Consider the following 24,317-nt stretch of genomic DNA (forward strand, 5'->3'; position numbering starts at 1 on the left):
GCCCGGTGCGCGGGCCGGCGTCAGGCCGCGGCCGCGCCGAGCGCCTTTTTGGCGGTGTTGGCCAGCTCTGCGAAAAGCCCGTCGCGCTCAAGGGCGAGCGCCGCGAGCTGCTTGCGATCGATCTCGACGCCGGCCTTGTTGAGTCCGTCGATGAGCCGGCTGTAAGTGAGCCCGTACTCGCGGGCGAGCGCGTTGATACGCGCGATCCAGAGCGCGCGGAAATCGCGCTTTTTCTGCTTGCGGTCGCGGTAGGCGTAGGTCAGCCCCTTCTCCAGCGTGCTGCGGGCCTGACGGTAGAGCTTGCGCCCGCCGACGAAGCCGGAGGCGAGTTTGAGCTGCCGCTTGTGGCGGCGGCGGGTCTTGGGGCCACCCTTGGCGCGTGGCATTGGAGATCAGTCCTTCCTTTGGATTTGGCGGCGCGCGCGCATCCTCACAGGTACGGCACCAGCGCGCGCATCGTGCGGGTGTCGGTCGGGTTGAGCAGGCCGGCGCTGCGCAGCCTGCGCTTGCGCGCGCGTTTCTTGGAGGAGAGCAGGTGGCGCAGGTAGGCCTTCTTGTGCTTGATCTTGCCGGTCTTGGTCACCTTGAAGCGCTTGGCGGCGCTGCGATTGGTCTTCAGTTTGCCCATCGGTTGCGGCTCACCATCCGGTTTCTCTTGCGCTCAGCGCGGGGTCAGCAGGACCGACATGTTGCGCCCTTCCATCCGCGGCGTTCCCTCGGCCTGCGCGATATCCTGCACCTGCGCGATGATCGTATCGAGCAGGTTCCGTCCCAGCTCGGGATGGGTTATCTCCCTGCCGCGGAACGAAACCGACAGCTTAACACGCTGGCCCTCGCTGACAAAGCGCCTGATGTGTTTGATCTTGAAGTCAACGTCGTGTCTTTCCGTACGCGCGCCCATCTTGACCTCCTTGATCGCCGAGGCCGCGGCGTGGCGCTTGGAGTCGTGGACCTTTTTCTTTTGCGCGTAACGGTACTTGTCGAAGTCGGTGATCCGGCAGACCGGCGGTTGCGCGGTGGGCGCGACCTCGACCAGGTCGAGGCCGCGGCTTTCGGCCACGCGGATCGCTTCGCGCGTACTCATGATGCCGGCCTGGCGGCCGTCGACGTCGATTACGCGAACCTCGGGCGCCCGGATCTGGGTGTTGACCCTTATCGCCGGTTCACGTGAGGGCGGGGTTCGAAAATCTCTACGGATAAATCACCTCCGTCGGCATCCCAGCCGACCTGCCGCCCGGCTGACCGTCCGCCGGCTCAACGGCACTGGCGAGTCGAATTGTTCCCTCCCGCCGCCGTCGCGCTCGCTAGCCCGGCAACGGTTCACTCTTGAGCAGCGCCACCAGATTTTCAAGCGGCATGCTCTCATTCTTGGCCCCGCGCAGCCGGCGCAGCGAAATCGCGCGCCCGGCGGCCTCGCGCTCGCCGACCACGACCATGTAGGGCACCTTGGCCAGCTCGGCCGCGCGCACCTTGAAACCCAGCTTCTCGTTGCGCAGGTCGGCCGCCGCGCGAAAGCCCTCGCGCTTGAGCACGCCTGCGACCTCGGCGGCGTAGCTCTCGACCTTCTCGCTCAGCGAAAGCACCCGCGTCTGCTCGGGCGCGAGCCAGAACGGCAGCACGCCGCCGGTATGCTCGAGGAGCACGCCGATGAAGCGTTCGAGCGAGCCCAGGATGGCGCGATGGATCATCGCCGGGCGCTCCTCGGCGCCGGCGGCGTTGGTAAACGTCAGCCCGAAGCGCTCGGGCATGTTGTAGTCGAGCTGGATGGTGGCGAGTTGCCATCGCCGCTTGAGCGCGTCGGGCACGTAGACCTCGATCTTGGGCCCGTAGAACGCGCCCTCGCCCGGGTTGATCTCCCACTGCAGGCCATTGCGCGTCAGCGCCTCGCCCAGGATCGCCTCGCTCGTGCGCCACAGCTCCTCACTGCCGAGATGCTTCTCCGGCATGGTGGCGACTTTGGATTCCAGGTGCTCGAAGCCGAGCGCCTCGTACACGTCGCGCACCATTCGCAGGTTGATGTCGATCTCGGCGGCGATCTGTGCCGCAGTGCAGAAGATGTGGGCGTCGTCCTGCGACATCACGCGGACCCGGGTGAGCCCGTGGAGCACGCCCGAGCGCTCGGCGCGATGAAGGCGCGAGAACTCGGCCACCCTGAGCGGCAGGTCGCGGTACGAGCGCTTTTCCGCGCGGTACACGAAGGTGTGCCCCGGACAGTTCATCGGCTTGACGCCGTAGCCTTTGCGCCAGCCCTCCGGGCCGGTATCGACCGCGCTCTCGCCAGACTCCGGGTCGGGCGAGAGAAACATGTTCTCGCGGAAGTTTTCCCAGTGGCCCGAGGTATGCCACAGCTCGTTGCGGAAGATCTGCGGCGTGATCACCTCGTCGAAGCCGTAACGCCGGTACAGCCTGCGCACGTAATCGACCAGCGCGTTGAAGATCACCATCCCCTTGGGCAGATAGAACGGCTGGCCGGGCGCGATCGGGTCGAACACGAACAGCCCCATCTCGCGCCCGAGCTTGCGATGGTCGCGGGTGCGGGCGAGTTCGAGCAGCTTGAGGTGCTCCTCCAGCGCGGCTGCGCTGGCAAAGGCGGTCCCGTAGATCCGCGAGAGCATCGGATTGCGCTCGTCGCCGCGCCAGTACGCGCCCGCCACGCTGGTCAGCTTGAAGGCGCGCAAGTGGCCGGTCGAAGGCACGTGGGGCCCGCGGCAGAGGTCCATCCAGTCGCCCTGGCGGTAAATCGACACGCGCTCGTCGGGAATCCCGCGCAGGATTTCCACCTTGTAGTGCTCGCCCATCTGCGCGAAGCGCTCGATCGCTTCGGCGCGTGGCAGCTCGATGCGCTCGACCTTGAGATCGGCCTTCGCCAGCTCGCGCATCCGGGCTTCGATCTTCGGCAGATCGTCAACCGTGAACGGTGCCGGCGGGGCGAAGTCGTAGAAAAAGCCATCCTCGATCGTCGGGCCGATCGTCACCTGGGTGCCCGGGTAGAGGCTCTGCACCGCCTGCGCCATCAGATGTGCGGTCGAGTGGCGCAGCACGTCGAGCCCCTCGGGGCTGTCGGCCCTGATCGGCTCGAGGACGGCATCCTCCTCCAGCGGGCGGCTCAAATCGACGACTTTGCCGTTGACCCGCACGGCGACGACGTCGCGCGCGCGGGCGCCGTTGAGAACCTCGCCGGCAGGGGTGCCGCGCGGCACCCTGCGGCGCTCGCCGTCGAGTGTTACGTTGACCAGCGAACTCATTCTGTGGCGAAGGTCAGCATCGGCAGGGCGCGACTGAGCGGGCGGAAGCCGGCGGCGCGAAGCTCGTCAGGAAGCGCGCGTGTCGCGCGCGCAGGAGGCGTTCAGCCATGCCGGCATTGTAGCGCAAGACAGGTTGGTAGGCACGGGCGGGTTTGAACCGCCGACCCCTTCCGCGTCAAGGAAGTGCTCTCCCACTGAGCTACGTGCCTTCGTAACGATCCGCGGCCGCATGGCACCGCAGCCTCGATCCGCTAACAAAATTCCCGCCCCGGAGCAACCGAGGCGCCGGCGCGGCGACCCGGGCTATCTGCTAAGCTTGCCCGCCAAACGGGACGCGATGGATCGCGAACGGATCGCGCGCATTTTCTTCTTCGGCTTCCTCGCCGTGATGGGCTACGAGCTGTACCTGCTGCTCAGCCCGTTTCTGGCGCCCATCGCATGGGCGATGCTGCTGGCCTTCATCGTGCACCCCGCGATGCCGGGGCTGTTGCGCGCCGTGCGCAGCCGCAGCGCCGCCGCGCTCCTGCTCACCCTGTTTTTGGCACTCATCCTCGCCCTGCCCACCGCGTGGCTCTCCGGCAAGCTCGCGGTCGAGGCGTCCAAGGCGGTTTCGCTGCGCGATTTCATGCGTCAGGGAGTCGGACCCGCCAGCGCACAGGCGCTGCCCGCGGGCTGGATGACGACGATAGAGGCGTGGCTGGAAAACCAGGGGTTGCACCTTGAAGATGCGCGGCGCTGGATGAGCGAGGGCAGCGCCTATCTCGCCAACTACTTCGCCGCCAACGCCGCAACCATCGCGCGCAACCTGCTCACCTTCATCATCGACCTTGGCATTATGCTCTTCAGCTTCTTCTACCTGCTGCGCGACGGTGAGGAGTACTACGAATTCGTGCGCGCGCTCACGCCGCTTAGCGAGGACGACAAGGCGATGGTGTTCGAGACGCTGCGCACGATGCTTTCCTCGACGGTGCGCGGGCTGCTGCTGACCGCGCTGGTTGAGGGGATCCTGCTCGGCCTCGGGTACCTCGTCACCGGCATCCCCGACTGGCTGCTGCTGGGCGCGGCGTCGGGCGCGGCGGGGCTCCTGCCGGTCGGCGGCACGGCGCTGGTATGGGTGCCGGCGGCGATCTACCTGTGGGCGACGACCGGATGGGGCTGGGCGATCGGGCTATTGATCTGGGGCGTGGTCGTGGTCGGCGTGATCGACAACATGCTCAAGCCGATGACGATCGGCCAGGACAGCGGACTGCCCGCGCTGGCGCTGTTCTTCGGGATCACCGGCGGGCTGGAAGTATACGGCCCGCTGGGAATTTTCGCCGGCCCCGCCGTGATCGCGATCTTCGCCGCGCTCATCCGCGTCTATCGGCGCAGCTACGGCGCGCCCCCGCCGCCGTCGCCGGTCTAGCGCCTGTCGCCACCGCGGCCGCCGTCCGGCGCCCCCGGCCTTGGCGGATGGCGCAGGGGCGGCGCGCGACGCTAGATTAGACTGCGGACCCGATGAGCGCGGTCAAGGAACAGAAGGCGATTGCGATAATCGCGCGGCTGCGCGAGCGCGGCTTCAACGCCTACCTCGCCGGCGGATGCGTGCGCGACCGCGTGCTCGGCGTGCCCGCGCAGGACTACGACATCGCCACCGACGCGCGCCCCGAAGTCGTGCAGGAGCTGTTCGACAACACGGTCGCGGTGGGCGCGCGCTTCGGCGTGATCATGGTGGTGGACGGCGACGACAGCTTCGAGGTCGCCACTTTCCGCGCCGACCTGCCTTATCTGGACGGCCGCCGCCCCTCGGCGGTGCGCTTCGGCGTGATCGAGGAGGACGCCCGCCGGCGCGACTTCACGATCGGCGGGATGTATTACGACCCGATCGAGGAGCGCGTGATCGACCTGGTCGGCGGGATGCGCGACCTGCGGGCGGGAGTGATCCGCGCGATCGGTGACCCTGCCGAACGCTTCGCCGAGGACCATCTGCGCGTCCTGCGCGGCGTGCGCTTCGCCGCGCGCTTGGGCTTCGAGATCGAACCCGCGACATGGCGCGCGATGCGCCGGGCAGCGCCCAAGGTCGCCGGTATCGCGGCCGAACGCGTCGGCGAGGAGTTTGTCATGATCATGACCGGCGGCCATGCCGCGCGCGGGCTCGACCTGCTGCGCGACAGCGGCCTGCTCGAGGTCGTGATGCCCGAGATCCTGCCGATGATCGGATGCGCGCAGCCCGAGAATTTCCATCCCGAAGGCGACGTTTACCGCCATACGCGGTTGGCGCTCTCGATGCTCGAGCCGGGATGCAGCGAGACGCTGGCCTTCGGCGTGCTGCTGCACGACGTCGCCAAGCCGCAGACCCGCGCCGAGGCCAACGGCAAGGTCACGTTCTACGGCCATACCGAACAGGGGGCCGAAACCGCGGCCGGCATTATGCGCCGCATGCGCCGCTCGCGCTTCGTCCAGGAGCGGGTCGCCTATCTCGTGCGCAACCATCTGCGGCTGTGCATGGCGCCGCGGATGCGCCCGTCGACGCTCAAGCGGATGCTCGCCGAGGACGGCTTCGGCGAGCTGCTCGAACTCGCGCGCCTCGACGCGCTCGCCTCCAGCTCCTACCTGGGCTTCTATCACTTCTGCGCCCGCGCGCTCGCCGAGCTGGGCCACGAGGAGATCCGGCCGCCGCGCCTGGTCAGCGGCGACGACCTGATTGCGATGGGCTTCGCGCCCGGCCCGCAATTCAAGACCATCCTCAAGGACGTCGAGGATCAGCAGCTCGACGGCGCGCTCGGCTCGCGCGACGAGGCGCTCGACTACGTGCGCCAGCGCTACGGCGCGACCGCCCGGCAGGCCGACTGAGTGCGAGCTTAAGGGTGCTTGTCGCCCGCAACATCACGCGCCGCTTCGGCCGCCTCGTCGCGCTCGACGCGGTGGACTTCGACGCCCGTCCGGGCGAAATCCACGCGCTGCTTGGCGAAAACGGCGCCGGCAAGACCACCCTGATGAACATCCTGGCCGGCCGCTTGCGCCCCGACGGCGGTTCGGTCGAACTCTTCGGCCGCCCGCTGCGCGCGGGTTCGCCCGCCGCGGCGCTCGCCGCCGGCGTCGCCGCGGTGCATCAGAGCCCGATGCTGTTCGAGCGGATGACTTGGGAGGAGAACCTCGCGCTCGGCGGCTTCGACGCGGCCGGCGCGCGCCTCAATCTGGAGAAGGTCGCCGGACGCGCGGGCGAATTGGCCGCGCGGCTCGGCTTTGCGCTGCCCGAGCCCGGCGCGCGGATCGAAGGGCGCACGATGACCGAGCGGGTGCGGCTGGAAGTTCTGCGCGCGCTGAGCTTCGCGCCGCGCGTGCTCATCCTGGACGAACCCACCGGCCTGCTTGCGCCGGGCGAGCTGGCGGCCTTCCTCGAGATGCTGCGCCGGCTGCGCGGCGAAGGCCGAATCGTAATCCTGGTCACCCACAAGCTCGCCGAAGCGCTCGCGGTAGCGGACCGCATTACCGTCCTGCGCCGCGGACGCGTCAGCGCGCGGCGCGCCGCTGGCGAGGTTACGGAAACCGAGCTTGCGCGTTTGATGATCGGTGAGCTTGGCGCTGCGGACGACTCCGCCCGGCATCCCGGCGCGCCCGGCGCCGCGGCGCTCGTACTCGAAGCTCTGGTCGTTGAGCGGGACGGGCGTCGCGCACTCGACGGTGTGAGCCTCGCCGTCAACGCGGGCGAGATCGTCGGAATCGCGGGCGTTGACGGCAACGGCCAGAGCGAATTGGTCGAGGCGCTGGCCGGGACGCGCCGCGCCGCTGCTGGACGGATCCAGGTCAGCGCCGGCGCGTCCGCCGAGACGGATGGGACCGACAATGCGGGCGCCACCGCGCTGGCGGTGATCCCGGAGAATCGCGATCTCGACGGGCTTATCCTCGACATGACGCTGTGGGAGAACCTGCTGCTCGCGCCGGCGCTGATGAAACGGGCGGCGCGAGGCGCGGGATGGCTGAGCGCAACACGCGCGGTTGAGCTGTGCGCGGCGCTGCTCGCGCGCTTCCGGATCCGCGCCGCCGGTCCGGACGCGTGCGCAAGGGAGCTCTCCGGCGGCAATCGTCAGCGGCTGTGCGTCGCGCGCGCACTGGAGAGCCGCCCGCGCGTGCTGGTCGCGCACAACGTGACGCGCGGCCTTGATCTCCGCGCCACCGCCGAGGTCCATCGGATGCTGGCCGATTTCGCGGCCGCCGGCGGCGCGGTGCTGCTCATTTCGAGCGACCTTGACGAGTTGCTTTCACGATGCGGCCGGCTGGCCGTAATCAGCCGCGGGCGTCTGCGCCCGCTCGGCGCGGCCGAGCGCGATCCCGTCCGGTTGGGCCTGCTGATGGCCGGCGCGTGGTAGGAGTCCGGCAGGGCGCGCAACGCGCTTATTGGCGAAGCGGTCAAGGAATAAGTCGACCGCCGTCGCCGGCGTACCTGGGCGGCTGCCGTCATGAACTTCCGCGGGATACGTGGAAGCGTGCGTGGTGTTGAAGCTCAACCCCAGTCTCGCGTCGATTAGGGCCGGTGATGGACGCCTTCTTCGGCGCGGTCCATGAGCTCGCGTTCGATCGCGCTGCCGCCCAAAGGACCGCGCGGCTTCGCGCGTCGATCGGCGCGTATGACGCTTTATCGCCGGCGTTGCGCTTGCCCACGAACTGATTCTGGTGACGTCGAACGTGCGCGAGTTCAGCCGGCTGACCGAGTTGCGCGTCGAGAACTGGCGGGAGTAGCCGGCGCCAACGCAGCAAGCGCATCGGGCGTCCGCCATCCTGGCCCACGCGCCTGGCGCGCCCGGGCTCGAGAAACCATCCGCCGAGCGACCCGCACGCGGCGATTGCCGCCAGGCCGAAGAGCATCAAGGTTACCGGGATTTGGTCAGTTGTCGGCCAGCCACTGCCGCCAGGGTCTGGGGGCTCGGAGGCGAAATCGGAGCCGCTCGGAACGAGCGGACCGTTCGAACTGTTAGCGGCGGCGTTGCCGCCGGCAGGGCTGAAAAAGGCCTGCGCCGGGCGCCGGGGCGCGCGCGCGTTGAGGCGCGCGTCGGCCGAACATACGCAGACGGCGTAATGGTAAAGCAGGAGCTTGAATTGGGTTGCCGGGGACGTGACATCGGCGCTCCGGTACATCCGAATCATGTTGTCGCGCTGTTCGTCGCAGCCCGCGGCGGTTGCGGCTGAATCCATCTCGAGCCACCGGCTGAGCGGCGCTTGAAGCTGGAGCGCGCCGGGCGGATCGCCGGCAGTAAACGGCGGCGCCATCAGGTACCAGGCCGCGCCGCGGGAACTTGCCTTGGCCGTGGCAGCCAAAGCGACACAGGCAAAACACCCGGCAGTGAGTAAACCAACGAGCAAGCCGGCGGACTTCTTTACGCTTGACATCGAAAATACTCCCCTGGCGCTTGGCGACGCGCGATTTTTCACGCGGCCGACGATTTGATCGACCTTGCCTGCCTTCGGACACAGGAGTAGCGAGGGTGAGGGCGGAAGTCGCAAGAAAATTCCGAGATTTGTGCAAGATTTCTCGGCGATGAAAGCGGAGCAAAGCTTTTTCGGCTCCTTTGAATTGGATTCCGCTAATGCATGTCTGCGGCAGGGCGAGCGCGCGATCTTCCTCACGCCCAAGGCCTTCGCGATGCTCCGATACCTGGTGGAGCACCCTGGCCAGCTCGTGACCAAGGACGATCTCTGGCGCGCCGTCTGGCCTGGGGTCACAGTGACCGACGCCGCACTCACGGTGTGCATGAGCGAAATCCGCAAGGCCCTCGGCGACGAGGCGAAGGCTCCGCGCTTCGTTCAGACCGTGCATCGGCGCGGTTATCGGTTCATCGCTCCCGTCGGCAGCCGGCCGGTGTCAGGCTGGGCGCCCAACGTCGGGAATCAAGATCACGCAGTATTTTCGGGCCCTCGGTCCCGTGCGGGCGGCTTCGTCGGGCGGGAACCCGAGTTGGCGCGGTTGCGCGAATGGCTGGAGAAAGCGCTGGCCGGCAAGCGTCAAATCGTCTTTGTCACCGGCGAGCCGGGAATCGGCAAGACGACCCTGGTAAACGAGTTTCTGCACAAGGTTGCGGGCCGCGCGAGCCTGCGGATCGGGCGTGGGCAGTGCATCGGGCACTACGGCATCGGCGAGGCCTATCTGCCGGTGCTGGAGGCGCTTGGGCGGCTGTGTCGGCAGCCGCACGGGGAACGCCTGATTGAGCTCCTCGACCGGCACGCGCCGACGTGGCTGGCGCAGATGCCGGCGCTCCTCGATGCCGGCGAATTAGAAGCGCTGCACAGAAAGGTCGCGGGCGCCACCCGTGAACGGATGCTGCGCGAGCTGGCCGAAGCAATCGAGGTAATCACCGCCGAAGTTCCGCTCGTATTGATCCTCGAAGACCTGCACTGGAGTGACTACTCGACGCTTGACTGGCTCGCGTGTCTGGCGCGCCGCGAGGAACCGGCAAGGCTGTTGGTATTGGGCACCTACCGGCCGGTGGAACTGGCCGTGCGGGAGCACCCGCTCAATGTGCTCAAACAGGAGCTTCGGGAACACGGCCTATGCGAAGAACTCTCGCTGACGCTGCTGAGCGAAGGGGCGGTGGTTGAGTATCTGGCGGCCCGCTTCGCATCGCTTTCCCGCGAGTCACTCGGCAAGCTGGCGCGCGCAATCCATCGGCGCACGGATGGCAATCCGTTTTTCATGGTCAATATAGTCCACTATCTAATCGCGCAAGAACTGATAGTCGAGACCGGCGGGCGATGGAGGATGCGAAGCGACCTGCAGAAGGCGGAACAGGATATACCCGAAGGCCTCATGCAGATGATTATGCGGCAGGCCGAGCGACTGGATTTCCGTGAACGCCGGTTACTCGAGGCGGCAAGCGCCGCGGGGGCAGAGTTTTCGGTTGCGGCCGTCGCGGCAGGCCTGGAAATGGCAGTGGCAGAAGTCGAAGGGTGGTGCCAGGCGCTGGCGAGGCAGGGACAATTCCTGCGCACAGCCGGAATCGGCGAATGGCCCGACGGCACGGTTGCGGCGCGTTACGCATTCATCCATGCGCTCTATCAGGACGTCCTCTATCAGGCAACGGCGGCCACCCGGCGCATCGATCTGCATCGCCGGATCGCTCGACGCGAAGAGGCCGGCTACGGCGCTCGCGCAGTCGAGATCGCGGCGCCGCTTGCCGTCCACTTTGAACGCGCCCGCGATTACTCGGCTGCTATTAGGTATTACCGGCTTGCCGGAGAGAATGCCGCCCGCGTATCCGCTCATCAGGAGGCGATCCAGGATTTCCTCGCCGCGCTGGATCTGCTGGCCCGCATGCTGCCGGATAACGCCGAGCGCAGCTCGCAGGAATTGGCCCTCCAGCTTGCCCTTGGTTCCGCTCTAAACGCCATAAAAGGATGGGCCGCGCCGGAGGTCGAGCGGGCCTACGCCCGCGCACAAGAGCTCTGCAAGCGGCTGGGCGAGCCGCCGGAGGGTTTCCCCGTCCTTCATGGACTCTGGTCGCTACATTACGTGCGAGGCGAGTTACCGACAGCCTATCGGTTCGCCGAGCAGCTTCTGTGCCGCGCGCGGACCGCGCACGATCAGACGTTGTTGCTGTTCGCTCACGGCGCTCTGGGAGATACCTCGTTCTCGATGGGAGAATGTCTCCTCGCCCGCAAGCAGCTTGAAACCGCATTCGCTCTGTACAATCGTGAGCGGCCGATGGCGATCGGTCATGATCCGGGGGTGAACTGCCTGTCGTACCTGGCGTTGACCCTGTGGACCCTGGGCTACCCGGACCAGGCGCTCGGGAGAGCCGATGAAGCGCTCGCGCTGGCCCACACGCTATCCCATCCGCCGAGCCTGGCATTTGCCGAGGGTGTCGTTGGATATTTCCGACAGTATCGGCGAGAGGCAGCCGCCGCCCAGAAGATTGCCGAGCATCTGATTGCATTCTCCGTCGAGCACGGGTTTGCCCACTGGCTGGCTCAGGCAACGATTACACGAGGCTGGGCGATCGCAGAACAAGGGCACAGCGAAGAGGGGATTGCACAGATACAGAAGGGACTGGCTGCATGGCGCGCGATCGGAGTCGAGTTTCTGCGCCCGCACGCTCTTTGCCTGCTGGCCGAGGCCTATGCACAGGCGGGCCGGCCGGACGACGGCCTGTGCGCGCTCACCGAGGCGCTGGCCGCCGCGGACAAGCACGGAATCCGTCACTACGAGGCTGAAGCATCTCGGCTTAAGGGCGAACTGCTGCTCAGGCAGGGTCGTTCCAGTGCCTCGCAGGCGCATGCCTGCTTTCAACACGCGATCGAGATCGCGCGCAAGCAGAACGCCAAGTCACTCGAACTGCGCGCCACCCTCAGCCTTGCGCATCTGCTCGAAAACCAGAACAAACGTGCCGAGGCGCGCGCGATGCTTGCCGCTGTCTATCGTTGGTTCACCGAGGGCTTCGGCACCGCCGATCTCAGGGACACCGCGGCGTTGCTCGGGCGGCTCGCTAGTGCCTGAAGCTCATCAGCTCGAGGTCGATCTCGACTGCGCGCTCCATCGGGCCTTCGCCCACGCTTTCCCGATGCTTGCCCTTGATCACGCCCACCCCGGGCGCCATCCAGTAGTAGTCCTCGACGCGAATCGCGCGCGTTGCGGCCGGCGCCACGCCGCCGGCTGCCGGACGGAAGTCCGCGACGCCCTTCAGCGGCGAGGCGATCCCGGTTTCACGCACTCGCACGCATGCGGTGAACGTGCCTGCCGGCACCGTGATCTTGTCGCTTACGCTTTCGATCATCGTCTTGGCGAAGAACACGGTGCCGTCGAGCGTGCGGTCCACTTCACGCCAGATCGTGCCGACCTTGATCGGGTACTTGATGACCCACGAATTGTCGTCGAGGTGCGGCTCGAGGCCGTCGGGCGACTCGCGGGCGACATAGCGGATCCCCTCGGGTTGGGCCGCGTAATACTCGGTAAACGTTTTTTCGCCGCCGCCGGTGTTGCGCTGCCCCACCGCCATCACGCCCAGGAGCTTGCGCGGCGCGAGGTTGGTCGCCGTCAGTCGCCCGCTCGCGCCGGTCGAGGCGCGATAGCGCAGCATCCAGGTCATCCCCTGCTCGAGTGGGAAATAGTCCGTCGCGCCCGGCGTGCCGCGATGGCAGGCCGAGAGGACGAGCGCAACAGCGATGAGCGCGGCGGCCGCCGCGCGAGCGATTTTGCGTTTCATGTTATCTCCCGGGCTGCGACAAGATCTGCCGTGCCGCGCCGCGGCGGTCAAACCGCCGCCCGCCGCTTTCGCCTTGACTGCCGCTGACGCGCGCGCTTAGCCTACAGCCGTATCCGGCGGCACCTCGAGCAAAGGCGGCAGGCGCGATGAACAGCGTTCATGACCTCGGCGGGATGCACGGCTTCGGACCGGTCGTGCGCGAAGAGCACGAGCCGGTCTTTCATGCCGACTGGGAAAAGCGCGTCTTCGCGATAGCGCTCGCGCTGATGGGGCGGCGGGTCAATAACGTGGACGAGTTCCGCCGCGCGATCGAGCACATGCCGCCGGCGCGCTATCTCGCCGCCACCTACTACGAAAAATGGCTGCACGCGATCCAGTCGCTGCTAATCGAGAAGGGCGTCGCCACCGCCGATGAGCTCGCAAGCGGCCGCGCAAGCGCGCCCGCGCCGGCGCGCGGGACCGGGCCGCTCGGTACCGGCGGCGGCGACGGGGTGGAGTCGTTCGACAGCGCCGCGGTCAAGCTGCGCTTCGACAAGAGCTTCCGCCCGCGCTTCAAGCCGGGCGACCGCGTCGTCACCCGCAACTTCAACCCCGAGCATCACACGCGCCTGCCCCGCTACGCGCGCGGCAAACGCGGCGTTATCCGCTACGACCAGGGCGTCTTCGTCTTTCCCGACACCCACGCGCACGGCCGCGGCGCCAGGCCGCAGCACGTCTACACGGTCGCCTTCGAGGCGCGCGAGTTGTGGGGCGCCGACGCCAATCCGCGCGCGCCGGTTTATCTGGACTGCTGGGACGACTATCTCGAGCGCGACCGCGCGGCGGCAAAGCCGGCGGCGCGCACACGCCCGACGGCCAAACCCGCCCGCGCAAGCCGGGCGCGCAAGGGACGCAAGCGATGAGCGACATGCATGATCACGACCACGGCCACGACTACCATAATGCGCCGCTCTCCGAACCGGCGCAGCGGGTAAAGGCGCTGGAGTCGCTGCTGGTCGAGAAGGGATTGGTCGATCCGCAGCTTCTCGACCAGCTCATCGACACCTACGAGCGCAAGATCGGGCCGCGCAACGGTGCCCGCGTCATCGCCCATGCCTGGGTCGACGGCGAGTACCGCAAGCGCCTGTTCGAAAACGCCGCCAAGGCGATCGAGGAACTCGGCTACCCGCCGGGCCCGCAGGGCGAGCACATGATGGTGGTCGAGAACACGCCGCGCGTGCACAATCTCGTCGTCTGCACGCTGTGCTCGTGCTATCCGTGGTCGGTCCTGGGGCTGCCGCCGGTGTGGTACAAGAGCCCGGCTTACCGCGCGCGCGCGGTCATCGATCCCCGCGGCCTGCTCAAGGAGTTCGGTGTCGACGTGGGCGACAAGGAAGTGCGCGTGTGGGACAGTAGCTCTGAGATGCGCTACGTGGTGATGCCCGAGCGACCGGCGGGCACCGAAGGATGGAGCGAAGACGAGCTGGCGGAGCTGGTCACGCGCGACTCGATGATCGGCACCGCGGTGGTCAAGGCGCCTGCGCGCCGGGCCCGCTCCGAGTCCCGCGCCGCCGGGTAGGGATGAGCCCGAAGAGCACCGAGGAGCTGGTCGCCGCCGCGCGCGCCCGCGTGCCCGAAGCGATCTTCAGCGAGCCGTGGGAGGCGCGCGCCTTCGCGGTCGCGGTCGCGTTGTGCGAGTCCGGGTGCTTCCCGTGGGCGGAATTCCAGCAAAGCCTGATCGACGAGATCCGCGAGGCTGAAGGTGCCGGCCGAGCCGCCCCCGGCGGCGCCGACTACTACCATCGCTGGCTCGGCGCGCTCACTCGCCTGCTCGCCGCCAAGGGAATCGTCGGTGCGGCCGAGCTCGAAGCGCGAATCGCGGTCGTCGGTCCGCCGCCGCCCCCGCAGGACCCCAGGCAGGGACAGACGAAGTAGGCCGACTCCTCCGGCCCGGACTCCGCGATGTATCGCTATGTGATCGGCGCGATTGTCGTGGCAGTTGCCGCCGCGCTCATCGGGTGGAAATGGAACCGGCGGCAACAGGCTGAGCATGCACGCGAACAGGCGCAAATCGCCGAACTCTCCGAGCACGTTCGCCAGCTGGAGCAGGAAAATTCCGATCTCAAGGCCGCACTCGCCAAGGTCCAGGCGGAAGAGAACCGGCTCGTTACCGAAAATCAGATCCTGACCAAGACGCTGGAGCAAGCGCGCCTGACCGGCAAGATTCCCGACAAGCTGCCCTATCCGCCCAAGTGACGGCGCGACCACGAGCGTGGGCGCAGGACCTGCGCGTCGGTCACCGCTCGGCCGGCGGCGACGCCGCGAAGCGCTGCCATTCGGCGAGGAACGCGAGCGAGCGTAGGTTCGGCATCCGGTCCAGATAGACTTCGCCGTTCAGATGATCGTGTTCATGCTGGACGACGCGGGCATGGAAATCGGCGGCCACGAAGTCCAGCGTCTCGCCCTTGCGCCCGAGCGCGCTGACCCGCAGCCGCCGGTATCGCGGGACCAACCCCCGCAACTCCGGAATACTCAGGCATCCCTCCCAGTCGTCGACGGTGTCGCGCTCCAGGATTTCGATCTGCGGATTGATGAGGAACGTCAGGGGCACCGGCGGCATCTCGGGATAGCGCGGATGGTGGCCGACCTCCAGCACCGCCACCCGCAAGGGCAGATGGATCTGTGGCGCGGCCAGTCCGACGCCGTTGTACTCGCGCATCGTGTCCACCATGTCGTCGAGCAGGCTTTGAAAGCCGGGCGTCGCGATGCGCTCGGGCGCGACGGGCTGCGCCTGTGAGCGCAGCACCGGATGGCCCAGACGGCTAACCTTGAGAATCATCTCTGCACGACCCCCTTGCCTGGCGGGGCGATTCTAGCGCATCGCGGACGCATCCGCGTGAATCCTGACCGCCGCCGCTCTCCTGCGGTACACAATCTCCGGCGGGGTCTCCTTTTGCTTGACCGCCCGATGTACACCGGATAACTTACAGAAAATTCATGAGAAATATGACTATTTAAGTCTTTTATTTTTCCAGAATGATCGAAATTCATGCCGTTTTGGTTGGTTTTCTCGTCGCGGCGCTGGTCGCTATGACCGGGATCGGTGGCGGCTGCCTGATGGCGCCGATACTAGTCGCGGGGATGGGGGTTCCGATGCCGGTCGCGGTGGGTACGGACCTGCTGTACTCGACCGCGACCAAGCTGGCGGCGTTGGCCTTCTATTGGCGCCGAGGCAAGGTGCGCTGGCGGGTTGCCGCTTTGATGTTGACGGGCAGCCTGCCGGCCGCGGTGCTTGCTTTGGGCGCTATCTGGTGGATGCGGTCGAGCGCCGAGGGCCTCACAACTCTAATGAGCGTGTCGCTGGCTGCCGCGTTGACACTCAGCGCCGGCGCGATTTTTACTCGCGAGCGGCTCTATGACGTCAATGGAGATACGTCAGGCGGCGGTGGGCGATCGGGGCGGGCGGCGGTGATTACGGCGGGGGCGGCGGTGGGCGCGCTGGTGAGCCTGTCCTCCGTCGGCGCGGGCGCGATCGGGGTTGCCGCGCTGCTGCTTATCTACTCGAGCCTTGAGCTCGGTGAAATCATCGGCACCGACCTCGCGCATGGTGTCGTGCTCGCGGCGCTCGCCGCGGTGGGACATGCGGCGCTGGGCAATGTGGATTTCGCCCTGCTCGCTAATTTACTGGCCGGCATGATCCCCGGGATATGGCTGGGCGGGCGGTTGACCGGCTGGCTGCCGGAGCCGATGCTGCGGCGGACGATCTCGCTCCTGCTGCTCGGCAGCGCGCTCCGGCTCGTCGCCTGAGCGACGGATTCCTTCGCCGACGGCCGCTGCAAGCCGCGCACGGCCGCGCCAGGCATGGCGCGGTCAGAAACCGTAGCCGACGAGTTCCGGATGGCTCGCCGCATACGAGCGCGCGAAACCGAGTTGCGCCTCGCTTTCCGCATGGATCTCAAGTAGCGGCTCGCCTCTGGCGACGATGTCGCCGACGGTCCTGAGCAGGCGCACTCCCGAGGAGATGTTGGCCGGCGCGCCGGCGAGCTTGGCCAGCCGCGCGACGCGCCAGCAGTCGATCTGGCGGATTCGACCGTCGGCGGGCGCGCTGACCACTGCGCGGAACGGGGCCTCGGGCGGCAGCTCGCGCGCGCCCTGCGCCTCGACAATCTGCTCGAACTTGCGGAGCGCCGCGCCCGAGGAGAGCGCCGATTGCGCCGCGCGATAGCCTTCCAGCGCCTCGACCACGCCGCTCATCTCGAGCAGCCGCGCGGCCAGAAAGAGCGACTTTTCGCGCAAGTCGACCGGCGCGTCGGGCTCGCGCCGCAGCACCGCGAGGACGTCGAGCGCCTCCAGGCGCGGGCCGACCCCGCGCCCGACCGGGCCGCGCGCCTCGGTCAGGAGGGTTTCGATTCGCAGCTCGATCCGCTCGGCGACCGCGCGGAAGAGCGCCGCGAGCTGCTGGGCGGCGGCGGTGGTGCGCACCTTGGCCGTGGGGCCGACCGGGATGTCGATCAAGACATGCGTGGCGCTGACGCTTTTCTTCTTGGCCAGAATCGACGCCACCATCTGCTGCTCGGTGTCGAGCTCCATCGGCCGCTCGACGGTGATCAGGATGTCGTCGGCGGGGGCGAGCTCGAGCGCGCCGCCCCATGCGATGCAGGCGCCGGTCTTCTCGACCACCGCACGCAGTTGTTCGGCGCTCAGCTCGACCTCGGCGACCGCGCCCATCGTGTCGGCGGTGCCGGCGGGCGAAGTGATCGCGCGCGACGAGGTCTTGGGCACGACCAGGCCGTGGGCGGCAAGGATCGGCACCACCACCATCGTGGTCCGATTGCCAGGCACGCCGCCGATACAGTGTTTGTCGAGGACCGCGGTGGAATCGAAGCGCAATTGCGAACCGGTCGCGATCATCGCCCGTGTGTAATCGACCAACTCGTCGAGATCGAGCGCGCGCAGCGCGCACGCCATTACGAACATCGCGAGTTCGACCTGCGAGTAGCGCCGATGGACGACGTCGGTGAGGATGGCGTCGAACGCCGCGCGGTCCAGCCGCCGCCCGCGCAGCTTGTCGCGCACGCGGTCGACGCTGCGCGGCGGCACCGCCAGGGTGGCGCTAACGGCCGCGCCCTCGGGCAGGCCGAGGTCGCGAAAGGCATCGCGCGTAAGCCCGATCTCGTCCGCGCTGACCATCTCGTCGTCGCAGAAGTCGAGCACGCCGGTAACCTCGCGCGTTTGGCCGGTCTGCGGGTCGACGCCGATGATGCGGGCGCGGTCCATCGGGTTGAATCCCAGGTTGCCGCGGGTGACCGCTTTGCGGTTGATTACCACCACGTGCTCGCGCAGGGTGTCGATATGCAGACGGCGGATGCGGAAGGTTCCGCCTTTGCTCCCATCGTCCATCAGAGCCGAACTCCTTCGAGATGGCGCGCGACCGCCGCCTTCCACCCGAGCTCCTTCTCGATCGCCTCGCGCAGCGCGGCCGCTGCCGGCGGTTCGCCGTGGACCACGTACACGATCTCGGGTCGGCGCACCGCCGCACGCAGCCATCCGATTATCTCACCTTGGTCGGCGTGAACGGAGAACGCCTCGACGTTGACCACCTCCGCCTTCACCGGCACGTAGCGCCCGAGCATCTTGACCTCCGGTTCGCCCGCGAGCAGTCGGCGCCCGCGCGTACCGTCGGCCTGGTAGCCGACGAGGATCACCGTGTTGCGCGGGTCGGGCAAGCGGTTGGCCAGATGGTGGAGCACGCGCCCGCCGGTCGCCATCCCCGAGGCTGAGATAATTATTGCCGGCCCGCCGACGAAATTGAGCCCGATCGATTCCTCCACCGTGCGCGTCTCGATTATCTCCGGGGGGTCGAACGAATCCGGTTCGCGCGCGACCTCGGGGCGCAATCCGCTGTCAGTGCGCTCGGCCGCCGCCCGATAGACCTTCAGCGCCGCCGACGCCATCGGGCTGTCGATATAGACCGGCGCCGCCGGCAGCCGGTGCGCGCGCACCAGCCGACGCAGATGAAACATCACGACCTCGGTGCGGTCGACCGCAAACGACGGAATTACCGCCACCCCGCCGCGCCCAAGCGTGCGCGCCAGCGCCTGCTCGAACAGCGCCAGCGAGGCGGCGTCGTCATGGCGGCGGTCGCCGTAGGTCGATTCGACCACGACAACGTCGGCCGCCGGCGGCGGATCGGGCGCTCGGAGCAACGGATGGTGCGGGCGGCCGAGGTCGCCGCTGAACAGCACGGTGCGCGGGCGCGGATGGCCAAGTTCGACCGCGACGCTGGCCGCGCCCAGGATATGTCCCGCGCGGCGCATCGTGGCGAACACGCCGTCGGCGACGGCGAAACGCTCGCCGAATGGCCGCGGCTCGAGCGCCTCCAGCGCGCGCAGGGCGTCGTCTTCGGTGTAGAGCGGGCGCGCCGGCGCATGCTTGGAATAGCCGCGGCGGTTGGCGTAGGCGGCTTCCTCCTCCTGAAGATGACCGCTGTCGGGGAGCAGGATGCGGCAGAGCGCCTGCGTGTCGGCGGTGGTGAAGACTTTTCCGCGGTAGCCGTCGCGCCAAAGCGCCGGCAGATAGCCGGAGTGGTCAAGATGCGCGTGCGAGAGCACCAGCGCGTCGATCGCGCGGGGCTCGATCGGAAAACGATCCCAGTTGCGCAGGCGCAGCGCCTTGAGCCCCTGGAACAGCCCGCAATCGACCATCACGCGCGCCTGCGCGGTCTCGATCAGAAACCGGCTGCCGGTGACGGTGCCGGCCGCCCCCAGGAAGCGCAGCGTCGGCGCAAAGCCGGATTTCGCTGTCAGTTCTGACACGTTTCGATGATATCTCAAGCGCGCGCCTGATCGGCGAATCCGCGCGCGCGCGTTTCAAGAGATTTACGCTCGACCCCGGGCGCCGTTGCCTAATCGGGTGCGGGCGGGAGAAAATCGGCCGGTGCGCAAAGCGCAAGGGGGTAACGATGAGCGAAGGCGCAAACGAGGGTGAGCGACTGATCGCGGCCGCAGCCGCACTGAAGCCGAAAATCCGCGAGGCCGCGGCGGAGATCGAGCAGGGCCGCCGCCTGCCCGCGCATATCGTCGACGCGATGCGCAAAATCGGCATCTTCCGAATGGCGATGCCGCGCGCGTGGGGCGGGCCCGAGATCGACCCCATCGCGCAACTGCGCGTGATCGAGGTGCTCTCGGAGGCCGACGGCTCGGTCGGCTGGTGCGCGATGATCAACTCCGACAGCGGCTACTTCAGCGCGTTTCTGGACCAGGACGTCGCGCGCGAGATGTACCGCGACATCGACGCTTCCACCGCTTCCAGCCTGCTGTGGGCCGGCCGTGCGCAGCCGGTTGACGGCGGCTTCCGGCTGAGCGGGCGCTGGCCGTTTTGCAGCGGCTGCACGCACTCGCAATGGTTCGTCGGCAGCAGCGTGGTCCACGACGGCGACGCGCCCCGCGTGGGCGCCGGCGGCGTGCCCGACGTGCGGCTGTGCTTTGTGCCGATCGCCGAGGGCGAAATCCTCGATACCTGGTACAGCACCGGATTGCGCGGCAGCGGCAGCAACGACTTCCAGGTCAGGGATATCTTCGTTCCCGCCCAGCGCGTATGCAGCCTGATCGAGCTGCCGGTGCGCCGGCCGGGCCCGCTGTACGCGTGGCCGTTGATGTTCGCCTACAATTTCCCCGGCATCACGCTCGGCATCGCGCGCAGCGCGCTCGACACGTTCGCCGAGATGGCCGCGCGCAAGCCGGTCACCGCTGCCAATCTCATCGGGCGGCGGGCGATGCTGCGCGAGGAGGGCTACGCGCAGACGGCGCTCGCACGCGCCGAGGCGCTGGTGCGCTCCGCGCGCGGATTCATCTACGAGACGATGGAAGAGATCTGGGCAACGCTGGTGCGCGGCGAGCCGCTGCCGCTGCGTCTGCGCGCGCTCTACCGGCTGGCGATGGTCCACGCACATGAGGCCTGCACCAGCGCGGTGGACATGCTTTACAAGGCCAACGGCGGCGGCTCGGTTTACCAGAGCGGCCCGCTGGACCGCTACTTCCGCGACATCCACACGATCAACCAGCACACGCTCAACGGGCTGAAGACCTACGAGAACGCGGGCGCCGCTCTGATGGGGCTGACTCCGCTCGATCCTCTGTTCTAAGGCGAGCCACGCGCGGGCTGCGGGCTGTATTCAGCCGGTCACCAGGCCGCCCTGCGAAGGAAGCTTTCCCATGCCGCCAGCGCGCGCGCCGCCAGCTCGCGACGCAGCGCGGCGCCCGACGCCGCACGCGCGTTGAAGGCCGCCCGCAGTGCGCGGGCGAGCTCAGCATCCGAGTCGCTGAGCTCGCTCCAGTAGAAATGGAGCAGGCATCCGGCGGCGTAGAGCGCGTTGGTGGGCGAGCCGACATCGAGCGCGGCAGCGGCGCGACGCAGCTCGCGCGCGCCGTCGTCCGCCACGAAGAGCCATCGCATCCAGTCGCGCAGCATTCCGGTGGTCCCCGCCGCGCGGCGCATCCGGCGCACCACCGTCCGCCAGTCATCGCAACCCTCGTCCGCGGAGGCGCCGGCGAGCGCGGCGCTTTCCAGATGCCAGAGACTCGCGGCAAAGCGCGCCGAATCTTCGAAATCGGCCGCGCTCGGCCATCGCGCCGGATCGAGCTTTCCGGTTCGCAGCAGAATCGCGTCGTCCAGCTTTCGCAGCAAGTCGTTGCCGACGACCGCCGCGCGCGCGCCAGCGTCCGCGACCAGAGCGGTTTCTACCGCGAACACGCGCTCACGCAGATTCGGCCGGTAGCATCCAAGGTGCAGCGAGAGCGACGTCGCCAGCTCCGTCCAGTATTTGGCGAGGCCGTAGCCGGCCTCGATTGCGTCAGCCCATCCGTCGGCATGCCTCACGCGCAGCGCGACCTGTTCGACGATTCGGTTGTTGAGCAGGCGAAAGGCCTCGCCCGTGTCCGGAACGTCGGTGCCCGGCGGCCATGTTGGCAGCGCGATCTCGTTCGGGCGCCCCCATACCAGCTTCCCGTGCGCGACAAGCTCGCAGGCGAACAGAGTAGGGCCGGTCGCGGCGAGAGCGGCGGCCGCTACCGGCCAAAGCTTGATCTGCACCGCGTCGTCATGCGAGCGCGCCTCGATCTCCAGGCGCGCCGCGATTGCGGCCAGCGCTGTTTCGAGCTGGTCGCGCGATGCGCGCGCGCGCCGCGGAATGACCACGATGCACTGCAGGTCGCTCAGCCATCGGCGCAACCGCCGCTCGCCGACGATGAGCGCTTCACCGCGCGCCGCGCTGCCGACGACAATCACGCCGAGCGGCGCAAAGCCGGCGGCGCCCTGGACGACCGCGTCGATCACCCGGCGCAAGCGGAGCACCGCGTGCTGCTCATAGGCAGGGTTTGCGCACAGCCGGAAACTGCCCGGCGGACGCAGTTCGAGGGTCGCGGCCACGCTCTGAGCGCCGGAGCACGTTACATGCCGGAGCGAATCGGCGATCTGCGGCTTGCTTTGAGCGGCGTCGACGCCGGGCAGGATTTTCCCGCCCGGGAGGGCATCAGAATTGAGACATGCAGTGTCACGATATGCGACGTCGATTCAGAAGAATCGCCGTTCGGCCAAGGTTTGAACAAACCCTTACAAATCGCTATTCTCGCGCCGGTTTGCACCACAAGGCGTGCGGAAGGGGACCCCGATGATGCCCAGGACCCAAGCTCGAAATCTCGTGTTCGCGGCGGCGATCGCGCTGCTGCTCGCGACGCCGGCGGCGGCGCTGGCCGCCGAAGGCGCGGCGCAGGACGTGGGCTGGCCGATCTACGGCAACAGCTATGGCAACACGCATTACAGCTCGCTGGCCCAGATCACGCCCGACAATATCTCCAAGCTGCACGTCGCCTACGCCTTTTCGCTCGGTACCCTGCGCTCGAACGAGTCCACGCCGCTGGTGATCGGGGACACGATGTACGTCTCGAGCTCGTGGGGGCCGCGCTTCGTCTATGCGCTCGACGCGGCGACCGGCGCGCTGAAGTGGCGCTACAGCTCGCATATCGGGGAGAGCGTAATCCGCTACGCCTGCTGCGACGTGAACAACCGCGGGGTGTCGTACAGCGACGGCAAAATCTTCGTCGGCCAGCTCGACGGCACGCTGGTCGCGCTCGACGCCAGGACCGGCAAGCTGCTGTGGAAGACCACGGTGGTCGACGTCAAGCAGGGCGCGGTCATCACCTCGCCGCCGCTGGTCGTCGGCAACAAGGTGATCACCGGCTTCGGCGGAGGCGAATACGGCGTGCGCGGCTATATCTCGGCCTACGACGCGGCGACCGGCAAGCGGCTGTGGCGCACCTACACCATCCCGGGCCCCGGCGAGCCCGGCAACGAGACCTGGAGCGGCGACAGCTGGAAGCACGGCGGCGCCGCCGCATGGCTGGTCGGCTCGTATGATCCCAAGCTCAACATGATCTACTACGGCACCAGCAATCCGAGCCCGTGGTACGCGCCGACCCGCTCGACCAACGCGCCCAACGACAAGTTCGCCAACCTCTACAGCTCCAGCGTGATCGCGCTCAACCCCGACAACGGCAAGATCCTCTGGCATATCCAGTACACGCGCGCCGACGCCTGGGACTACGATGGTGTCAACGAGTCGGTGCTCGCCGACCTCGATATCGACGGCCAGCCGCTGCCGGCCCTGATGCATGCCGACCGCAACGGCTTCTTCTACGTCGCCGACCGACGCACCGGCCGGCTGATTTCGGCCGAGCCGTTCGTCCACGTCACCTGGGCTAAGGGCATCAACCTCGAGAGCGGCGATCCGATCGAGGTCGCCGGGATGCGCCCCACCCAGACGAAGATGGTCGATAACATCTGTCCCAGCGCGCTTGGCGGCAAGAACTGGCAGCCGATGTCGTACGACCCCGACACCCGCCTGGTTTACCTGACCGCCAACAACCTCTGCATGGACGCCAAAGAGGACAAGGTCGAGTATCACAACGGCCTGCTCTATCTCGGCCTCAATCCGTTCAAGATCTACGCCGGGCCGGGCGGCTTCGAGGGCCAGCTCATCGCGTGGGACCCGGTCAAGCATTCGCCCGCGTGGAGCGTAAAGGAGCCGATCTGGTTCAACGGCGGCGTGCTGACCACCGGCGGCGGAGTGGTCTTTTACGGAACGTTTGACGGATGGTTCAAGGCGGTCGACGCAAAGAGCGGCAAGGTGCTGTGGAAGTTCCGCGTCGGCAGTGGCGTCGGCGCCGCGCCGATGACGTACGAGATCGGCGGCAAACAGTACGTCGCGCTGGTGGCCGGCCGCTCGGTGACGATCCCCGGATGGCTGGGCAAGCTGGGCGCTGAAGCGGCGGCCAAGACGCCGGAGTCGGGGATGCTGTTTGTCTTTGCGCTCGATCAGTAAAGTCTGACCGATGAGAAACGGGTACGCGCGGCTGCTCGTCGCGATCATCCTGCCGGCGGCGCTGGTGAGTCTCAGCGCCGCCGGCGCATTGGCGGGACACGCGCAGGCTTCGGACAAGCAGGCGGTCGAGCGCGGGCGCAATACCTTCAACGGCAACTGCGCGCATTGCCACGGCGAGGACGCCGCGACCGACGATCCCTACTTCAACCTGCCGCAACTGCTGAGCGACAAAAGCGACGCGTTTTTCTTCAAGACGGTCTCCAACGGGCTTGCGGACAAGGGGATGCCGCCGTGGAAGACCGTCCTCAAGCGCCGCCAAATGGAGGACATCTTGTCCTTCCTGCGCTCGGTCGAGCAGGAGCAGGGACTCACCGACAACAGCGGCGGCGGCGATTAGCACAAGAATCTTGCGTCAAGTGGCGGGGTCTTCCGTGCCCGCCCTGGTTTAGCGGATCACCGGCGATCCCACGCACGATTTCCGAAGGCCTTTCCCTCCGGGCTCAATCCGCAGCGTCGTCTTCGCCCCGAGCGGTTTGCCGCCGC

General features: G+C 67.6%; 22 protein-coding genes and 1 tRNA gene. 12 read left to right on the top strand and 11 right to left on the bottom strand.

The window, feature by feature from the left end:
• Positions 1-20 precede the first annotated feature (20 nt).
• The 5 genes from rplT to VFB33_07940 form a co-directional block, all read right to left on the bottom strand.
• Complete coding sequence (gene rplT, locus VFB33_07920) at positions 21-386, bottom strand: 50S ribosomal protein L20 (protein HZO81611.1); 366 nt, start codon at positions 384-386, stop codon at positions 21-23.
• A 44-nt stretch (positions 387-430) separates the two neighbouring features.
• Positions 431-628, bottom strand: coding sequence for a 50S ribosomal protein L35 (rpmI, locus tag VFB33_07925; protein HZO81612.1), 198 nt, complete (start codon positions 626-628; stop codon positions 431-433).
• A gap of 33 nt (positions 629-661) precedes the next feature.
• A complete protein-coding gene (gene infC, locus VFB33_07930) occupies positions 662-1,198 on the bottom strand; it encodes a translation initiation factor IF-3 (GenBank protein ID HZO81613.1) in 537 nt (178 codons plus the stop codon).
• A 106-nt stretch (positions 1,199-1,304) separates the two neighbouring features.
• Positions 1,305-3,245: a threonine--tRNA ligase gene (thrS, locus tag VFB33_07935; protein HZO81614.1), complete on the bottom strand. Its 1,941-nt coding sequence runs from the start codon at positions 3,243-3,245 to the stop codon at positions 1,305-1,307.
• A 134-nt stretch (positions 3,246-3,379) separates the two neighbouring features.
• Positions 3,380-3,454 (bottom strand) — tRNA-Val (locus VFB33_07940).
• Positions 3,455-3,582: 128 nt separating this feature from the next.
• Between VFB33_07940 and VFB33_07945 the strand changes: the two genes are divergently transcribed.
• The 3 genes from VFB33_07945 (at position 3,583) to VFB33_07955 (ending at position 7,594) form a co-directional block, all read left to right on the top strand.
• Positions 3,583-4,650: an AI-2E family transporter gene (locus tag VFB33_07945; GenBank protein ID HZO81615.1), complete on the top strand. Its 1,068-nt coding sequence runs from the start codon at positions 3,583-3,585 to the stop codon at positions 4,648-4,650.
• A gap of 92 nt (positions 4,651-4,742) precedes the next feature.
• Entirely contained in the window at positions 4,743-6,077 is a 1,335-nt protein-coding gene (locus VFB33_07950) for a CCA tRNA nucleotidyltransferase (GenBank protein ID HZO81616.1), read from the top strand.
• Between the two features lie 14 nt (positions 6,078-6,091).
• Positions 6,092-7,594 (top strand): ATP-binding cassette domain-containing protein, encoded by a 1,503-nt coding sequence (locus VFB33_07955; protein HZO81617.1) that lies wholly within the window; start codon positions 6,092-6,094, stop codon positions 7,592-7,594.
• Between the two features lie 88 nt (positions 7,595-7,682).
• On the opposite strand, the gene VFB33_07960 is transcribed toward VFB33_07955, so the two are convergent.
• The gene (locus VFB33_07960; GenBank protein HZO81618.1) at positions 7,683-8,612 is read right to left on the bottom strand and encodes a hypothetical protein; all 930 of its coding nucleotides are present in this window, start codon (positions 8,610-8,612) and stop codon (positions 7,683-7,685) included.
• Positions 8,613-8,760: 148 nt separating this feature from the next.
• On the opposite strand from VFB33_07960, the gene VFB33_07965 reads away from it, so the two are divergent.
• Positions 8,761-11,712 (top strand): AAA family ATPase, encoded by a 2,952-nt coding sequence (locus VFB33_07965; GenBank protein HZO81619.1) that lies wholly within the window; start codon positions 8,761-8,763, stop codon positions 11,710-11,712.
• Here VFB33_07965 and VFB33_07970 read toward each other — a convergent pair.
• Positions 11,702-12,418 (bottom strand): hypothetical protein, encoded by a 717-nt coding sequence (locus VFB33_07970; GenBank protein HZO81620.1) that lies wholly within the window; start codon positions 12,416-12,418, stop codon positions 11,702-11,704. The two genes, VFB33_07965 and VFB33_07970, sit on opposite strands and share 11 nt — an antisense overlap.
• Positions 12,419-12,564: 146 nt before the next feature.
• Between VFB33_07970 and nthB the strand changes: the two genes are divergently transcribed.
• From nthB to VFB33_07990, 4 genes are read left to right on the top strand one after another with little or no spacing between them, the layout of a single operon-like run.
• Positions 12,565-13,320 carry a nitrile hydratase subunit beta gene (gene nthB, locus VFB33_07975; protein HZO81621.1) on the top strand — a complete coding sequence of 252 codons (756 nt, stop codon included), beginning with the start codon at positions 12,565-12,567 and terminating at the stop codon, positions 13,318-13,320.
• A complete protein-coding gene (nthA, locus tag VFB33_07980; GenBank protein HZO81622.1) occupies positions 13,317-13,976 on the top strand; it encodes a nitrile hydratase subunit alpha in 660 nt (219 codons plus the stop codon). The genes nthB and nthA overlap by 4 nt, the downstream gene beginning before the upstream one ends.
• Positions 13,977-13,978: 2 nt before the next feature.
• Positions 13,979-14,332, top strand: coding sequence for a nitrile hydratase accessory protein (locus VFB33_07985; GenBank protein ID HZO81623.1), 354 nt, complete (start codon positions 13,979-13,981; stop codon positions 14,330-14,332).
• 27 nt (positions 14,333-14,359) lie between these two features.
• Positions 14,360-14,653, top strand: coding sequence for a hypothetical protein (locus tag VFB33_07990; GenBank protein ID HZO81624.1), 294 nt, complete (start codon positions 14,360-14,362; stop codon positions 14,651-14,653).
• A 40-nt stretch (positions 14,654-14,693) separates the two neighbouring features.
• On the opposite strand, the gene def is transcribed toward VFB33_07990, so the two are convergent.
• The gene (gene def, locus VFB33_07995; GenBank protein HZO81625.1) at positions 14,694-15,236 is read right to left on the bottom strand and encodes a peptide deformylase; all 543 of its coding nucleotides are present in this window, start codon (positions 15,234-15,236) and stop codon (positions 14,694-14,696) included.
• A 197-nt stretch (positions 15,237-15,433) separates the two neighbouring features.
• Here def and VFB33_08000 point away from each other — a divergent pair, with 197 nt between their 5' ends.
• Positions 15,434-16,204, top strand: a complete 771-nt coding sequence (locus tag VFB33_08000; GenBank protein ID HZO81626.1) for a sulfite exporter TauE/SafE family protein — start codon at positions 15,434-15,436, stop codon at positions 16,202-16,204.
• 63 nt (positions 16,205-16,267) lie between these two features.
• Here the strand turns inward: VFB33_08000 and VFB33_08005 are convergent, their stop codons facing one another.
• Together VFB33_08005 and VFB33_08010 are read right to left on the bottom strand one after the other, a co-directional pair.
• Positions 16,268-17,797: a thymidine phosphorylase family protein gene (locus VFB33_08005; protein HZO81627.1), complete on the bottom strand. Its 1,530-nt coding sequence runs from the start codon at positions 17,795-17,797 to the stop codon at positions 16,268-16,270.
• Positions 17,797-19,212, bottom strand: coding sequence for an MBL fold metallo-hydrolase (locus VFB33_08010; protein HZO81628.1), 1,416 nt, complete (start codon positions 19,210-19,212; stop codon positions 17,797-17,799). Before VFB33_08010 ends, VFB33_08005 begins: the two co-directional genes overlap by 1 nt.
• Before the next feature lie 146 nt (positions 19,213-19,358).
• Between VFB33_08010 and VFB33_08015 the strand changes: the two genes are divergently transcribed.
• Complete coding sequence (locus VFB33_08015) at positions 19,359-20,540, top strand: acyl-CoA dehydrogenase family protein (GenBank protein HZO81629.1); 1,182 nt, start codon at positions 19,359-19,361, stop codon at positions 20,538-20,540.
• Between the two features lie 38 nt (positions 20,541-20,578).
• On the opposite strand, the gene VFB33_08020 is transcribed toward VFB33_08015, so the two are convergent.
• Positions 20,579-21,823 carry a hypothetical protein gene (locus tag VFB33_08020; protein HZO81630.1) on the bottom strand — a complete coding sequence of 415 codons (1,245 nt, stop codon included), beginning with the start codon at positions 21,821-21,823 and terminating at the stop codon, positions 20,579-20,581.
• Positions 21,824-22,067: 244 nt separating this feature from the next.
• Between VFB33_08020 and VFB33_08025 the strand changes: the two genes are divergently transcribed.
• Both VFB33_08025 and VFB33_08030 read left to right on the top strand, forming a co-directional pair.
• Complete coding sequence (locus VFB33_08025; GenBank protein ID HZO81631.1) at positions 22,068-23,774, top strand: PQQ-dependent dehydrogenase, methanol/ethanol family; 1,707 nt, start codon at positions 22,068-22,070, stop codon at positions 23,772-23,774.
• A 10-nt stretch (positions 23,775-23,784) separates the two neighbouring features.
• Positions 23,785-24,171, top strand: a complete 387-nt coding sequence (locus VFB33_08030) for a cytochrome c (GenBank protein HZO81632.1) — start codon at positions 23,785-23,787, stop codon at positions 24,169-24,171.
• Positions 24,172-24,317: the final 146 nt, after the last annotated feature.

Source organism: Candidatus Binataceae bacterium (assembly GCA_035650475.1).
In the GTDB taxonomy this organism is placed as follows: Bacteria; Desulfobacterota; Binatia; order Binatales; family Binataceae; genus JAKAVN01.

Coding starts and splice junctions, on each gene's coding strand:
- rplT (HZO81611.1), bottom strand. CDS start 386: ATGCCACGCGCCAAGGGTGGCCCCAAGACCCGCCGCCGCCACAAGCGG.
- rpmI (HZO81612.1), bottom strand. CDS start 628: ATGGGCAAACTGAAGACCAATCGCAGCGCCGCCAAGCGCTTCAAGGTG.
- thrS (HZO81614.1), bottom strand. CDS start 3,245: ATGAGTTCGCTGGTCAACGTAACACTCGACGGCGAGCGCCGCAGGGTG.
- VFB33_07945 (HZO81615.1), top strand. CDS start 3,583: ATGGATCGCGAACGGATCGCGCGCATTTTCTTCTTCGGCTTCCTCGCC.
- VFB33_07950 (HZO81616.1), top strand. CDS start 4,743: ATGAGCGCGGTCAAGGAACAGAAGGCGATTGCGATAATCGCGCGGCTG.
- VFB33_07960 (HZO81618.1), bottom strand. CDS start 8,612: ATGTCAAGCGTAAAGAAGTCCGCCGGCTTGCTCGTTGGTTTACTCACT.
- VFB33_07965 (HZO81619.1), top strand. CDS start 8,761: ATGAAAGCGGAGCAAAGCTTTTTCGGCTCCTTTGAATTGGATTCCGCT.
- VFB33_07970 (HZO81620.1), bottom strand. CDS start 12,418: ATGAAACGCAAAATCGCTCGCGCGGCGGCCGCCGCGCTCATCGCTGTT.
- nthB (HZO81621.1), top strand. CDS start 12,565: ATGAACAGCGTTCATGACCTCGGCGGGATGCACGGCTTCGGACCGGTC.
- nthA (HZO81622.1), top strand. CDS start 13,317: ATGAGCGACATGCATGATCACGACCACGGCCACGACTACCATAATGCG.
- VFB33_07985 (HZO81623.1), top strand. CDS start 13,979: ATGAGCCCGAAGAGCACCGAGGAGCTGGTCGCCGCCGCGCGCGCCCGC.
- VFB33_07990 (HZO81624.1), top strand. CDS start 14,360: ATGTATCGCTATGTGATCGGCGCGATTGTCGTGGCAGTTGCCGCCGCG.
- def (HZO81625.1), bottom strand. CDS start 15,236: ATGATTCTCAAGGTTAGCCGTCTGGGCCATCCGGTGCTGCGCTCACAG.
- VFB33_08000 (HZO81626.1), top strand. CDS start 15,434: ATGATCGAAATTCATGCCGTTTTGGTTGGTTTTCTCGTCGCGGCGCTG.
- VFB33_08005 (HZO81627.1), bottom strand. CDS start 17,797: ATGGACGATGGGAGCAAAGGCGGAACCTTCCGCATCCGCCGTCTGCAT.
- VFB33_08015 (HZO81629.1), top strand. CDS start 19,359: ATGAGCGAAGGCGCAAACGAGGGTGAGCGACTGATCGCGGCCGCAGCC.
- VFB33_08025 (HZO81631.1), top strand. CDS start 22,068: ATGCCCAGGACCCAAGCTCGAAATCTCGTGTTCGCGGCGGCGATCGCG.
- VFB33_08030 (HZO81632.1), top strand. CDS start 23,785: ATGAGAAACGGGTACGCGCGGCTGCTCGTCGCGATCATCCTGCCGGCG.